This is a genomic window from Ascidiaceihabitans donghaensis, assembly GCF_900302465.1.
In the GTDB taxonomy this organism is placed as follows: Bacteria; Pseudomonadota; Alphaproteobacteria; order Rhodobacterales; family Rhodobacteraceae; genus Ascidiaceihabitans; species Ascidiaceihabitans donghaensis.
This window is the reverse complement of record NZ_OMOR01000001.1, coordinates 2543780-2557156: the sequence shown is the minus strand read 5'-3', so window position 1 is coordinate 2557156 and position 13377 is coordinate 2543780. Positions and strand designations below refer to the sequence as shown.

Annotated in this window: 11 protein-coding genes and 2 tRNA genes; 2 read left to right on the top strand and 11 right to left on the bottom strand. The window is 55.0% G+C overall.

What is annotated here, in order from left to right:
• Nucleotides 1–58 precede the first annotated feature (58 nt).
• From ASD8599_RS12745 to ASD8599_RS12730, 3 genes are all read right to left on the bottom strand, one after another.
• Entirely contained in the window at nucleotides 59–541 is a 483-nt protein-coding gene (locus ASD8599_RS12745) for a DUF2244 domain-containing protein (RefSeq protein WP_108828887.1), read from the bottom strand.
• 761 nt (nucleotides 542–1302) lie between these two features.
• Nucleotides 1303–2976 (bottom strand): cytochrome c oxidase subunit I, encoded by a 1674-nt coding sequence (gene ctaD, locus ASD8599_RS12735; RefSeq protein ID WP_108828885.1) that lies wholly within the window; start codon nucleotides 2974–2976, stop codon nucleotides 1303–1305.
• Between the two features lie 452 nt (nucleotides 2977–3428).
• A complete protein-coding gene (locus tag ASD8599_RS12730; protein WP_108828884.1) occupies nucleotides 3429–4448 on the bottom strand; it encodes a Hint domain-containing protein in 1020 nt (339 codons plus the stop codon).
• A 243-nt stretch (nucleotides 4449–4691) separates the two neighbouring features.
• Between ASD8599_RS12730 and ASD8599_RS20505 the strand changes: the two genes are divergently transcribed.
• Nucleotides 4692–7025 carry a Hint domain-containing protein gene (locus ASD8599_RS20505; protein ID WP_108828883.1) on the top strand — a complete coding sequence of 778 codons (2334 nt, stop codon included), beginning with the start codon at nucleotides 4692–4694 and terminating at the stop codon, nucleotides 7023–7025.
• A 17-nt stretch (nucleotides 7026–7042) separates the two neighbouring features.
• Here ASD8599_RS20505 and lipB read toward each other — a convergent pair whose 3' ends face one another.
• The 3 genes from lipB to ASD8599_RS12710 all read right to left on the bottom strand — a co-directional run bounded on the left by lipB (nucleotide 7043) and on the right by ASD8599_RS12710 (nucleotide 9435).
• Complete coding sequence (lipB, locus tag ASD8599_RS12720; protein WP_108828882.1) at nucleotides 7043–7693, bottom strand: lipoyl(octanoyl) transferase LipB; 651 nt, start codon at nucleotides 7691–7693, stop codon at nucleotides 7043–7045.
• Nucleotides 7694–7697: 4 nt separating this feature from the next.
• Entirely contained in the window at nucleotides 7698–8360 is a 663-nt protein-coding gene (locus ASD8599_RS12715) for a DsbA family oxidoreductase (protein ID WP_108828881.1), read from the bottom strand.
• A gap of 73 nt (nucleotides 8361–8433) precedes the next feature.
• Entirely contained in the window at nucleotides 8434–9435 is a 1002-nt protein-coding gene (locus ASD8599_RS12710; RefSeq protein WP_108828880.1) for a lipase family protein, read from the bottom strand.
• 139 nt (nucleotides 9436–9574) lie between these two features.
• Between ASD8599_RS12710 and ASD8599_RS12705 the strand changes: the two genes are divergently transcribed.
• A tRNA-Leu gene (locus ASD8599_RS12705) sits at nucleotides 9575–9660 on the top strand.
• 190 nt (nucleotides 9661–9850) lie between these two features.
• Here the strand turns inward: ASD8599_RS12705 and ASD8599_RS12700 are convergent.
• The 5 genes from ASD8599_RS12700 to ASD8599_RS12680 all read right to left on the bottom strand — a co-directional run bounded on the left by ASD8599_RS12700 (nucleotide 9851) and on the right by ASD8599_RS12680 (nucleotide 13164).
• A tRNA-Gly gene (locus ASD8599_RS12700) sits at nucleotides 9851–9925 on the bottom strand.
• A gap of 490 nt (nucleotides 9926–10415) precedes the next feature.
• Nucleotides 10416–10805, bottom strand: coding sequence for an MAPEG family protein (locus tag ASD8599_RS12695; protein WP_108828879.1), 390 nt, complete (start codon nucleotides 10803–10805; stop codon nucleotides 10416–10418).
• A 95-nt stretch (nucleotides 10806–10900) separates the two neighbouring features.
• Entirely contained in the window at nucleotides 10901–11800 is a 900-nt protein-coding gene (locus ASD8599_RS12690; RefSeq protein WP_245926029.1) for an NAD-dependent epimerase/dehydratase family protein, read from the bottom strand.
• A gap of 76 nt (nucleotides 11801–11876) precedes the next feature.
• The gene (locus ASD8599_RS12685; protein ID WP_108828878.1) at nucleotides 11877–12557 is read right to left on the bottom strand and encodes a nitroreductase; all 681 of its coding nucleotides are present in this window, start codon (nucleotides 12555–12557) and stop codon (nucleotides 11877–11879) included.
• Nucleotides 12558–12939: 382 nt separating this feature from the next.
• A complete protein-coding gene (locus ASD8599_RS12680; RefSeq protein ID WP_108828877.1) occupies nucleotides 12940–13164 on the bottom strand; it encodes a DUF1127 domain-containing protein in 225 nt (74 codons plus the stop codon).
• Between the last annotated feature and the right edge of the window lie 213 nt (nucleotides 13165–13377).

Sequence of the window (13377 nt, the reverse complement as noted above, 5' to 3'; positions counted from 1 at the left end):
GGTGCACCTTACGCGATTGAAACGGTAAGGTGGGGTTTAGCCCGCCTTTTTTCAGAGTTCAGCGTTTCAACGCCCGTAAAAGATCGTCGTATAGATCGATCCGTTCTTCCTCGCTCAGGAATGCTCCGATTTCGACCTCGCGTCCGTTGCCGCGCAGCGTAATATAGTGAGGCACCGGGCCATCGGATTCGTATTTCACGGCTTGTGTCCAATAGCGGTTGCATTCCCAAATCTGTTGGTCGCCCTTGGGATTTGTCCGCACCAACACCGCGGCATCCTCACTCAGGGTCAATACTTCGACGATCTGGCGCGCTTTGTGGTTTCGTTGCAGTGCAAAATAGATACCCCAGACCGCCAGCAGTAAAAATGGCAAAAGGCCCCAAAGGATCGGCGATCCGAGCAGCGGCAATGTCGGGATCAGGATCAAGGTGAATGTAGACAGCACGAAAGCAGCCATGCCTTTTGGCGGCAAGCTTTCATGTGGCCAAAGCTGCATGACTTCAGGGCTGCTATGTGGTGGGTTGGTCCAGTGGTATGGCATGTCTGCATGTCTGTGATTGCTGCCTACAAACAATAGCTTTGGACCTCATTTGGCAACATGCGACGTTTCGTTCTGGGGCAGAGGTGCATCAAGATGCACCTTACGATTTGGTTTGAGGGACGAACCGCATACGCCAGACAACTGGTGCCAATGCTATTACCATCAGACCTATCACGATAGCCACTTGGGCGCTGATATGGATATGTCCCAATATTACATTGTGTCTGAGAGCTTCAAGAAAGGCCTCTTGGTTGGTGTGGGGGAGAGGATCGTATGTTCCACTTTCGGCATAATACGCGGCGATCTGACACGTCACCGTCGTCCAAAGGGCTGCAAGAACAAGTCGTTGTGTCCGCTGACCCATCCACATGCGTGTGAGGTAGAGCCATAGCGCAAATCCCAAGAACCAAAGCCCAGGCGTTGCAAGTCGGGAGGCTGGTGGAAGCGGTATGAACCGGACTCCAGCATCCGTTTGGTATACCGTGTCGTGCAGGTGCAAATACAAGGCCAAATGGCCGACGCTGGCAAACAGGATACCTATCCCCAAAGCATGCCAGGCCGGACGCAACCGCATCATACCGAGAACCAGACCTAGTCCAAAAACGACGCCTATGGTGCCGAAATATAGTGCATCGGGTGGGGGGGGGACGCCAGCAACATGGGCTTACCTGCAAATGGAACACGTGGATCTACACGTTGGTGTCAAAAATAAAGGCCCCAACCGCCGTTGGAGCCTTTTGTTGTTTGTGGACCGCGTCAGTCTAGTGACCTGGCTGTTTGTCCCAGTCTTCCTGCTTTGGAAGAATTTCGAACGTGTGCTCTGGGGGAGGAGACGGCAATGTCCACTCCAGCGTGTCCGCGTATTCATTCCATGGGTTGGCTTCTGTCACACGCGCACCTTTCAGCAGCGTGTAGGCAATGATGCCAAAGAAGAACAAGAAGGACGCAAAGCTTAGGAATGCGCCGTAAGACGACCATACGTTCCAGTAAGCAAATTGCTCAGGGTAGTCGATGTAACGACGTGGCATGCCCTGACGGCCCAGGAAGTGCTGTGGGAAGAACGTCAGGTTGGCCCCGATGAACATCGCCCAAAAGTGCAGCTTGCCAGCCCATTCAGGATACATACGCCCCGACATTTTCGGCAGGTAGAAGTAGATGCCCGCGAAGATGGCGAAGACCGCGCCCAAGCTCATCACGTAGTGGAAGTGTGCCACAACATAGTAGGTGTCGTGGTAGTAACGGTCCACGGCGGCCTGAGACAGAACGATCCCTGTGACCCCACCAAGAGTGAAGAGGAACAAGAAACCGAAGGCCCAAAGCATTGGTGTTTTGAACTCGATCGAGCCGCCCCACATGGTCGCGATCCAGCTAAAGACCTTGACCCCTGTGGGCACCGCGATGACCATCGTTGCCAGCATGAAGTAGGCTTGCTGGTTCAGCGACATGCCGACTGTGTACATGTGGTGCGCCCACACAACAAAGCCCAACACGCCGATGGCGATGATAGCCCAAACCATCGGCAGGTAGCCAAAGATCGGCTTGCGCGCGAAGGTCGCGATGACGTGGGAAATGATGCCAAAGCCGGGCAGGATGATGATGTAAACCTCTGGGTGTCCAAAGAACCACAGGATGTGCTGGTACAAGACCGGATCACCACCGCCTGCTGGATCAAAGAAAGTGAACCCAAAGTTACGGTCCATCAAAAGCATCGTGATCGCGCCCGCCAGAACCGGCAAAGACAACAGGATCAGCCAGCTTGTGACGAAGATCGACCATGAAAACAACGGCACTTTGAACAATGTCATGCCGGGGGCACGCATGTTCAGGAATGTCGTGATCATGTTGATCGCGCCCAAGATGGACGAGGCACCAGAGACGTGCACCGCGAAGATCGCGAGGTCCATGGACATGCCGCCTTCGTTCACCGACAGCGGTGGGTACAGAACCCAACCGACACCCGACCCAAGCTGGTCGTTGCCACCCGGTGACAGAACAGAGCAGACCGCCAATGTTGTACCGGCGACATAAAGCCAGAACGACAGGTTGTTCATGCGCGGAAATGCCATGTCAGGCGCACCGATTTGCAACGGCATGAAGTAGTTGCCGAAGCCGCCGAACAGCGCCGGAATAACCACAAAGAACATCATCAAGATGCCGTGGCCTGTGATCAAAACGTTCCAGAGGTGGCCGTTTGGCGTACATGTCGCGGCGGAATCTGCGATGAAACGCGCACCTTCCATGCACATGTACTGGACACCGGGGTCCATGAGCTCGAGGCGCATGTAAACGGTGAATGCGACAGAAATGAAGCCTACGAAGGCTGAGACAAACAGGTATAGAATACCGATGTCTTTGTGGTTTGTGGACATGAACCAGCGCGTGAAAAACCCGCGATCGTCTTCATGGTCGTGCCCGTGAATGGCTGCGTCTGCCATGCGGTGCCTCCTGATAATGATGTGATCCACGCGACGGTTCCCGCGTCACGTGGGGATTCCGCTCGGTTCTAATGGACGAATGGTTACTGGGCAATGTCTGAAACTTGCCTGAAAGCGGAAAAATATCCGTGTCAGCAGGGGTTTGCGTTGTAATCTATGGCTTTGTGGGGATTATCGTCTTGAAACCTGCGACGATGTGACAGGTCTGATGCAACCTTATATGCACAATCACGCAATCCAGACATCTTTTCAGCTGCACAATTGGGGCGAAATCGGTGCGATATAGTTCCGATGTGGAAACGTACCGATTGTTTAATAAGGTGTTCCACCATGCGGCGCTGGTCGCCGGTTGGAAAACTGATGTGGCAAAAGACGGAACATGCAACGCCTTGATGGTCAAAAATAACACTGCCTTAAGGCATGGTCGCTGCCTAAGGTTCGGTGTCTAGCACTTAGGCAGAGCGCATAAAGACTGCGTTAGGTGCACAGGTTTGTGCAACATCTGCGGTGCGGTCCGGCAAGCGTTCCATAAGGGTACGGGCCTCATTGCCGCGCAAAACCGGACGGCTGGTGGTGGAATGTGCGGCATTTGCCATGTCAAAACCATCGGCCACGGCCCAGACCTTACCATTGTCCAGAACCCTCTCTGGCATGTCACCCAAAAACAGGCTTTCAACCCAGACACCTTCCACGTGCATCAAAGCATGGTGTTCCAGCAGGATATGGTAGTAGGTGACGTCGAAATCAGCGGCCTGCTGGTGTACCATCCCGTAACCAAGCGCCGTTTTGGCCGCGACAAGCACCTCGGGTTCGTCGAACATGTATTGCGCGGCAGGGTCGTTGATCAGCAAACGGTGAGCTGGCGACAGATGCAAGTCGCGGGTGTTGCCAAAGCTGCCGGCAGGCAACACGACCGGGCGAAAATTGCGGTTCAGACGTTGTTCAGCGGGTGAATAGCTTTGTTGGCTGATGGCTTTGATGGGCATAAATCCAGCATCGCGGGTGATGACTGCATCGCCGGGCTGCAACTCTTCGATGGGGACTTCACCTTTGCGGGTCATGACGCGTGTGCCTGCTGTAAAACAGGGAATGGTCATGTCTGTTTGGGGCCGGGTTTCATGGTGCCATGCGCCGGTTTGTGCCGTGCCGGGAAAACCGAAAGGCAAACCATCCAGTTTTGCTGTGCTGATGTATTCTTGGGTGTCCGTGTTTACCAAAATCAGGTTGTCCACACGGTTGCGTGTGCGCGGCATTGGGTCCGCCAAATTCATCCGGGCACGCCCGCGCAGGCGATCATCGGATGAAAATTCATGCAACAGCCCCTCGTACTGTGACCAGATTTGAAACGGACCAAGCGGCACGGCACAGTGGGACACGTTCTGCAGCGTGATACTTTTCATATGCGGCATATCATGGCTTGTGGCGTCGTGGCGTTGATCCGTCACGTATAGCCCGTCCAGTTTATCTTGCATGGCGTGTTCCTTTACATCCGTAGCGACGTGGTTAACGGCGAAAAGGGGCGATAATCGGGCAGAGCTGCGAAGTTTGCGTGACCCAACTGCGGACGAGCACAGTTAAAAGGGGGGGGCGTGGCAATTGCCTTAATTTTGTTAAAATTGCCCTAAATTTGTACCTTTCAGGACCCAGTCAGACCCAACTCTGCGCCTAATCCAGCTCTCAAAGGTGAATGAACCTGACAGAGATTGGAAAAATCCATGGCGACCAACGACAACACTAATCCGGGCACCGAAGGCGATCAAACGCTGACGGGAAGCACATCCAACGACACCTTGACCGGTGGGTTTGGCAACGACACTTTAACCGGTGGCGCGGGCAACGACGTGTTAAGTGGCGATGGACCCGTCGAAGGGGCGTGGCATTTCGAAACCTTCGACAAGGATTTTACCTCTGCGGCTGGACAGGCCTTTGACATCGAAGACGGCACGCGCACCGGGTCCGGTTATGTGTCTGATTTCGACGAAGGCGGGCTGACCAATTCGGTGCGCGGCACCACAGGCAATCCCGAAGATTTTGGCGTTGTTTATACAAGTACGCTGAACACGACGGCAGGGGGCACGTACCGGCTGACCACGGCCTCGGACGATGGGTCTACGATCCAGATATTTGATTCAGCAGGCAATCCCGTCAGTTTTGCAAACCAAACCGGCGGCACGCTAGACTATCTGAACAATGACTTTCACCAAGGCACAACCACGCGCTTTGGCGATGTGGTCCTTGATCCGAATGAGACATACACCATCCAGATCCGCTATTGGGAGAATCTTGGCGGGGATACATTATCTGCCACGATTTCGGGGCCGGATACAGGGAACGCCGCAGAAAACCTGCTGACCACGGACATGATTGGTATGCCACCGGGGCCTGAGTATTCGGTCACGGGCACACCTGCGGGCGTAGAAGGTGACGATTCCATTGACGGGGGCGCAGGCGACGACACGATTGATGGCAATGGAGGTGACGACACGCTAGATGGCGGCGCTGACAACGATAGCATTGATGGTGGCAGCGGGAACGACAGCCTGCTTGGGGGCGATGGAAACGATGCCATAAACGGCGACAGCGGGTCGGATGTTCTGACGGGTGGCGCGGGCGCGGACACGCTGGTTGGCGACGACGGCGATACAGAAACCGTGCTTTTCGACGAAGACTTTTCAGACGGCGCACCAGGGTGGAGCAACAACACCACAACCAATGACGCCAGCTTGGGTGACATCCTCGGGCCGTTTTCCGGGGCAGATGGCACCATCGCCACCGAGAAAACATTCTACCTTGGGGGCGACGCGGATCAGGTTGTGATTAACTTTGATGCGTTGCTTTTGGACAGCTGGAACAGCGAAGACCTCATCATCACGATCAACGGGGAAGAGGTTCGCATTTCGCATCTGGAAGGCGATACCGCATCCCCTGCCAGTCAAAGTTTTGTGGGCGCGGATGGCGCAACATATACGTTTGATTTCAATAACGCGGCGACGGGTGAATTGGGGGGCAGCACGGGTACCCTTGATACGCAGATGGAAGTGCAGATCACCATCGACAACCCGCCCCAAACCGTGACGTTGGGTGTGGGCACAAACCTCAACAGCACCCTCGCAAACGAAAGTCTTGCCCTTGATAACCTTACCATCACTGCCATCGAGGCCAGCGATGACACTTTGACGGGCGGCACAGGCGACGATGTGCTGACCGGCGGGGCAGGCGATGACGTCTTTGTCTACAACCCCGGTGACGGCAATGACACGATCACCGATTTCAACGCGGGCAATTCCGGCGTTCTGGATGACAACGACCAAACCAACAATGATTTTCTGGACCTCAATCAATACTATACCTCGATTTTCGAGCTGCGCGCAGATTTGAATGATGACGGGGTATTGAACCAATCTGTTGGAGATTTCACCGACAACACCGCGCTTGGCGGGGCCATCACTTTAACGGGCGTGACTGCAGCAGACCTGACATTTGACAATACGAATGTCGCCTGTTTCACCGCCGGTGCCATGATTGAAACCGATCAAGGCCTTGTCGCGGTCGAACAGCTGACGACAGAAATGAAACTGCAGACGTCCGACAACGGGGCGCAGCCTGTGCGGGCGGTTTTGTCGCGCACTGTGGATGGTCGGGGACGATTTGCTCCGGTTGTGATTGCCAAGGGTGCGCTGGGCAACGCGGCGCCGCTGATTGTGTCACCGGCGCACCGGATGTTGATCAGTGATTGGCGGGCGGAGATGCTGTTCGGAGAAGACGAGGTGCTGGCCAGCGCAAAGGGGCTGTGCAACGGCGACACGATTTTCCGCAAACCGGTTGCAGAAGTCACATATTACCACATTTTGATGGACCGACATGAAATCATCTATGCGGAAGGGGTGCCCACCGAAAGCTACCATCTGGATGATGCCGCGCTGCACGACGATGATGTCGCCCTAGAGCTGCAGGACCTGTTTCCCGAGTTGTTGTGTTGTGCAAGCGAAAGTGCGCGGGTGACATTGCGCGGGTACGAAGTGCAAGCGTTGCAGGCTTTGCGCCCCTAGGGTCGGGCCCACAGACCTTAAGCCGTTTTGAAAACCTGATCAAAGCTGCGCCGCAGTGCGACATCCACGTCGTCCATGCTGACCGGCAGGCCAAGATCGACCAAGGACGTCACCCCGTGTTGGGTGATGCCGCATGGCACGATGCCTGAAAAATGGTCCAGATCGGGTTCCACATTGATGGAAAGACCGTGAAAACTGACCCACTTGCGCAACCGGATGCCGATGGCTGCAATTTTGTCTTCAGCCAGCGTGCCATCCGCCATGAGCGGTTTGTCGGGGCGTTCAACCCATACGCCCACACGGCCATCACGAATGTGGCCGTCGACGTTAAACTCTGACAGGGCCGCAATTACCCAAGCCTCAAGCTGTTGCACGAAAAGGCGCACATCGTGCCCCCGCTTTCCCACATCCAGCATGGTATAGGCCACCCGCTGGCCGGGGCCGTGATAGGTGTATTGTCCGCCACGTTTTGTGTCGAACACCGCAAATCGGTCCGGATCGGTTAGGTCTTCGCGCTTGGCCGATGTCCCTGCGGTGTAGAGCGGCGGATGTTCGACCAGCCAGATGCATTCGGGCGATGTGCCTGCTGCTATCTGTGCCACGCGGTCTTCCATCCAAACCTCTGCCGCGCGGTATTCTGTCAAACCGGGGGCGGTGATCCATTCCATAGGTTCAGGCGGCCTCGTTCAGGGTTTGTTGCAAGATCTGCGCATAATTGTCTGCGCCTTGGGCACCGGTCACCAGATATTTTCCGGCAAAAATCATAGAAGGCACCCCCGACACGCCGCGCGATGTCCAGAACTGTTGTTTTTCTCGGACAGTGTCTGCCAGCTCACCCGTGTCGATGACGCGGGCGACATCCACCGGGTCAAGGCCAACCGATGCTGCGACGTCAATCAACACCGCACGATCGGACAGGTCGCGCTGATTGGTGAAATGCGCATCAAAAAATGCCATCTTAAGTGGATGTTGCACCCCTTGGCTTAGGGCAAAGTCCAGAACTTGGTGCGTTAGAAACGTGTTCCACATACGGCTGTCCGGCGTCCAGTTGAACTGAAACCCCAGTGACGTGCCAAGGTCGGTCATTTGTTGACGCGCCGCTGCGGACTGTTCGGCGGTGCTGCCGTATTTTTGCTGAATATGTTCTGATGTGTTTTGCCCAGTGACCGGCATGTCGGGGTTCAATTCGAAGGGATGCCAGCGGATACGCGCACCGATACCCGTGGCGGCCAACGCCTGTTCGAGTTGCTTGTAGCCGATAATGCACCATGGGCACATCACGTCCGACACGATGTCTACATCCAAAACGGGACCTTGGGGGGCTGTATCTGCCATGCGTTTCTCCGGGGAATGATCTGTTGGGGGTAAGATCATGCCCCTTGATGCGAATTGCAAGGCCGCGCGTTGCCTAAGGCACAGTCACATACGGAGGTGTGATCGTCCCCGACATCGGGGACGCGCCGCTGGCATCATTGGTAATTTGTTTGGCCCCCAAAAGATGCAAATAGCTGTTGTGGTTGTGCTGTCCGCCGATCTGCTCAAAGAAATGGAGGTCGGGTAGGGGAACGCTTTGGGTCAGGGCCTGCTGCGACGGTTGCGCCCAAGTGCCAGCCAAGGATGCAATATATGCGGCATAGTTCACCAGTTTTTTGATGGCGTAACCTTCCCAGCCGTCAGGAATGGGACCGGGGATGGTCTTGGTGATAATGTCCATGATCGCGTCATACCCCAAAGGCACGATGTCCAACGGATTTATCACAAACCAACAGTCCACAGTGTCAGCGACCCAAGTGGCAAATGCAGGATTGCCAGAGGTCGGGGGGGCAAATGCAAACCCTTTGAAGGTCGCTGCAATGCCGGGGATGCTGTTCCACCCGTTCTGAAGGGCCGCTTGCATCATAGGGACAAGGGCGGCGCCCTGACTGTGACCGTTCACATAAACCGTTTGCCCCTGCGTGATCTGGCCCGCGACATAGGCTTGCAGCGTCAGTCCGGTGTCCGGATCTTTGGCATCCAGCATCTCCGACAAGGCATTGTGGAATTCAGCAGACACCGCAGCGCCCGTGGTATTGCCAGTAGGAAACGTGATTTGGCCACTTGGAAGATCTTCAAGACGCGACAGAAATTGCGTCGTCGTGCCCCGTAGATTGACAGCCAATTCGCCTGAAACCGTATTCAGGGCGACATAGACCAAATTGTCGGTCAGGGAGGTCTGCACTGGCCCCCAGACAACGGTCCACGTGTGATTTGCGCAATATTCATTGCTGTTCAACTGGCCAGTTATGCGGGCTTTGACCACGCTCATTGGGGGGTATTCGCCTGTTTTGGAGTCTTTGGTGTCAGCGGCATAGGCGAGAGCAGCCAGCGTCAGCTGGACCTGCGCCTGAGAAAGCGGAAAAGGATTTGTCATGAAAATTCCATGCTTTGTGAATGATTTTGTAAAAATGACTACGCGTATAGCGGGAGTTTGCACTGAGTTTTGCTTTACGTCAATTTTCTCTTCACATCTGTGCGCAAGGGGGGTAAAGCCTGCTCACCATCCATGGCGTGCGGTCGTGGCGGAATGGTAGACGCGCAGCGTTGAGGTCGCTGTGGGGTAACACCCGTGGAAGTTCGAGTCTTCTCGACCGCACCAAAATTCTCTTACATTTAGACGTTTTGAACTGCTGCTTTGTCGGAGCTGACTGTTTGTGAATTGTTTTGTAAAGCTGCCGTATACAGGCGATTGTGCTGGCCAAATTACAGTAAGATATCAAGGCGCTAAAACGACGACGGGCCACCCGAAGGTGGCCCTATCGTTAACCACCGGGGTATGGTGGTTATATTGGAGCGGGCGAGGCGATTCGAACGCCCGACCCTAACCTTGGCAAGGTTATGCTCTACCCCTGAGCTACGCCCGCTTCCTTGAGAGGCGGAATATAATCGCTGCACAAAACCTGCAAGTGCTAATTTTCAAGAAATGCGAAAAAAATGAATTATCGCGACGGAAGGTCTTTGGCACTGCGTATCAAGGGCATGACGAGATGACGATGCAGCAAATGCACCTTGCAAAACTGCGCTGCTGTTTTTTGGAGGATTTGATGGATTCTATCTTCGGAAAAAGTACCGGTGCAGTGTGCCGACGCAAACAGACGCAGAGACCTGCACATCGTTTTTCAAAATAATAACAGGAGGTTAAGATGAGTGTTTTAGGTGATTTAAAGCTGGCGCTTCTGGTTGTTTTCATCGGCATCGGAAGCGCTGTCCAATCGGACGCGGGAAGTTTGCACTTAGATTTGCATGGGGATGTATGCATCATGGCCACTCAATAGGCTGCAATCCGCAAAATGGGTCTTTGGAGGTGCGCGACGCCAGTGTTGTGCCGCGCCCCCCCCGTCTCATGGTATGCGCTTAAAACAATGCGTGGGCCAAAAGACCCAAAGCGGTGAACACAATCATCGAAAAGGTCAAAACCATGCCGCCGACACGCAACCCCATGATCTGCGGGTGCTTTGAGAATCCGATCGCATGCATGATCCGACCAGCCACCAACATGATGCCAAGGACATGCAATGCCACCGGCGGCGCACCTTGGATTTCCGAAATAAGCAGCAGAATCAGACCCATCGGCGCGTATTCGCCGCAGTTGGCCTGCGCACGCATGCGTTGTTCCAGATCTTTGTGGCCTTGGTGCCCGACCGACACGCGATTGCCACGGCGATAACGCACAACGCGAACACTAAGGGCGATAAACAGTAGGGCAATAAGACCTGCGTAGAGTGATGTAATGACAAGGGACATAGGGCTTCCTTTTTCCTGATCGCACAGTTTTGGCACGAGGCGGTGAAACTGACCAGCGCTTTGAAGAGGCGGGGAAATGTGACCAGTGCTGTTTGTCAGCTGGCATTAACAGTTTGTAGATCAAGCGCTGTCTGGAACTGGGTGAAACGGGGACGCCATCCCGTTGCGGTTTGCAGTTTCGCGCTGGACAGGGATTGGTCAAGTGTCGGGCCTTTGGCCCATTCCCCGTGCGCTTGCATCACGTCGGCCACGCTGCGGACCATTGTGCTGCTTTGGCTGGCATACCAGCGTGTGATCGTGTTTGCGATGTCGCCGACCCGCACGCCTTGCTGTGCCACGGCGTTGAAATGTCTGCTTAGATCGGGACGTACCAACAGATCGCAATAGGCCCGTGCCAGATCGTGCCGTTCTATCAAAGGCCATCTGGTGTTGGGGCTTCCCCAAATTTCCACCGGATCATGGGAACGGGCTGCGTCGCGAAACCGTTCAAAGACCCCACCGCCATCCAAATGATACACCATGGCAGGATGTACGACTGCGACAGACAGATGACTGGCCCGCAACAAGCGCTGCGCATGATGCACCATCCACGCAAAGGCGGGCAGGGGATCAAAGGCAGATGTTTCGGTGGCGATGTTGCCGCCAGTGTCGCCATAAAGCCAGCAGCCCCCGGTGTACAAAACCCGCAGTTTGGGTCCGGCGCGTTCTGCATCCGTCAACAATTGTGAGACAACACGATTGTCGGCCTCGGCCATATCGTCGCCAAATGTCGCGGCGGCTTGAACAAACGCGTCGTGGGAAAGGGCGGCAGGCATCCAGCGGGCGGGATCCATCATATCGCCGCGCAGAACCTGCGCACCCATAGCTTGCAGGCGATGATCCGACGCGGCAGACCGGCTTAGGGCTGTAACACGGTGGCCCCTTGCCACCAGTTCAGTAACCAAAGCCGTCCCAATGGACCCGGTGCCACCCAGTAAAAAGACGTCCAATGTCATCGCTTATCCCCCCGCACGTTGATTCTGAACGAGGGTGGCGCCTGAAGTACGCTTTAGGTCAAGGTCTGACGCAATGTCAGTCGTCGAACCCCACAAAGCGGGTCAGGTTTTCGACAGGACGGCGCCGTGAGACGACCGCGTTGGCATCGAAACTGTCATCCGGCCAGCCCATTGCGACACAGGTCATGATGATTTGGTCGTCCGGAATTTGTGCGATTTCGCGCACAACAGGGCTTTGCATAATGCCCTGACCGTTGATGACGCATCCCAGCCCTTTGGACCAAGCAGCCAAAACCAACCCGTAAGTGACGGCGCCAAGGTCAAAATGTGCGATCGTGCCGCCTGGCTCCATGGATTTGTCGTAGCACACCACGATAGACACCGGGGCATCGAATTGGCGAAACCCGCGCATGACCCAATCCAGACGTTTTTCCTTGTTGTCGCGCTCAATGCCCATAGCCTCAAACAGCTGTACCGCTATCTCGATCTGGCGATCGCGGTGTACACCTTCATATGCGCCATGGTCCTGAATTTCGCGGCTTGGCGGCACGCCTTCCATCATGCGGCTTTGGTTGCCCATGCGCACTTTGTTCAGAGGGTCGCCGGTCAACACATGCAAATGCCATGGCTGCGTGTTCATGGAAGACGGTGCACGGTTGGCCAGGGCGATGATCTCTTCGATCAGCTCTTTGGGCACGGGTTTGTCTTGATAGCCGCGGATGCTGCGGCGGGTGTTCATCGCGTCGTCGAGGTTCATGTGCGGTCTCCCTTTGCGTTTCAGCTTTGGCGCTGGGCGGGTTCGGGTCAATCGCGACCTTACGGAATTTTGAGACATCAAACGAAAAACGACGGCCGCTGGGAGGAGCGACCGCCGTCTTGATCAACCTGCAGCGTCAGGGAGGAGGAGAGACCCTGCAGGTTATTGGGTGCAGTATGCGGCAGCATCTCAATGGGAGGAGAAAGATGCTGCCGCTATGCACAGACGCACCAAGGGAGGAGAGGGCGCCTGATCCGGTTGTGTCTTTGGACTATTAGGTCCGGTGTAAAAATGCGGTGACATCCTAAAGGGAGGAGAAAGATGTCACCGCGTAAAGCAGACGCTTCAAGGGAGGAGGAAAGAAGCGCCTGTTTCAGTTGTCTTAGTTCAGGTACGCGGCCTCATAGGCCAAGCGTTTGATTTCGCTGCGGTTGATGCCCAGATCAGCCAGATCGCGGTTGGTCAGGCTGGCCAGCTCATTGAACGTGGCGCGATAAACGCGGCGCTTTGCGCGACGTGTCGCTGCGGCGTCAAGCCATTGTGCCAGTGTTGCCAATACGCGACCGGTCAGGTCGTTGCGTGCGTTTGTGTCTGTAAAGTATGCCATGATTATCTCGTCTTTCGTTGGCTACTGCGTCGTTCGTTAGGGGTAACATATGCCAATGCTGCGCCTGCACAATGATTAGTTTTTCAATGCTGCCATGCAGCAATTGCATAGCATTAACCTTGAAATTCAAATGCTTAATATTAATGCGGTTTGCGAATTAAGTAGGCCTTGACGGAATGCCTTGTTCTTTTGTTCAAAAAGCACAATTACACC

What these genes read in the sequence shown, in the direction of transcription:
- ASD8599_RS12745 (WP_108828887.1), bottom strand. Translation starts at nt 541, where the DNA reads ATGCCATACCACTGGACCAACCCACCACATAGCAGCCCTGAAGTCATG.
- ctaD (WP_108828885.1), bottom strand. Translation starts at nt 2,976, where the DNA reads ATGGCAGACGCAGCCATTCACGGGCACGACCATGAAGACGATCGCGGG.
- ASD8599_RS12730 (WP_108828884.1), bottom strand. Translation starts at nt 4,448, where the DNA reads ATGCAAGATAAACTGGACGGGCTATACGTGACGGATCAACGCCACGAC.
- ASD8599_RS20505 (WP_108828883.1), top strand. Translation starts at nt 4,692, where the DNA reads ATGGCGACCAACGACAACACTAATCCGGGCACCGAAGGCGATCAAACG.
- lipB (WP_108828882.1), bottom strand. Translation starts at nt 7,693, where the DNA reads ATGGAATGGATCACCGCCCCCGGTTTGACAGAATACCGCGCGGCAGAG.
- ASD8599_RS12715 (WP_108828881.1), bottom strand. Translation starts at nt 8,360, where the DNA reads ATGGCAGATACAGCCCCCCAAGGTCCCGTTTTGGATGTAGACATCGTG.
- ASD8599_RS12710 (WP_108828880.1), bottom strand. Translation starts at nt 9,435, where the DNA reads ATGACAAATCCTTTTCCGCTTTCTCAGGCGCAGGTCCAGCTGACGCTG.
- ASD8599_RS12695 (WP_108828879.1), bottom strand. Translation starts at nt 10,805, where the DNA reads ATGTCCCTTGTCATTACATCACTCTACGCAGGTCTTATTGCCCTACTG.
- ASD8599_RS12690 (WP_245926029.1), bottom strand. Translation starts at nt 11,800, where the DNA reads ATGACATTGGACGTCTTTTTACTGGGTGGCACCGGGTCCATTGGGACG.
- ASD8599_RS12685 (WP_108828878.1), bottom strand. Translation starts at nt 12,557, where the DNA reads ATGAACCTCGACGACGCGATGAACACCCGCCGCAGCATCCGCGGCTAT.
- ASD8599_RS12680 (WP_108828877.1), bottom strand. Translation starts at nt 13,164, where the DNA reads ATGGCATACTTTACAGACACAAACGCACGCAACGACCTGACCGGTCGC.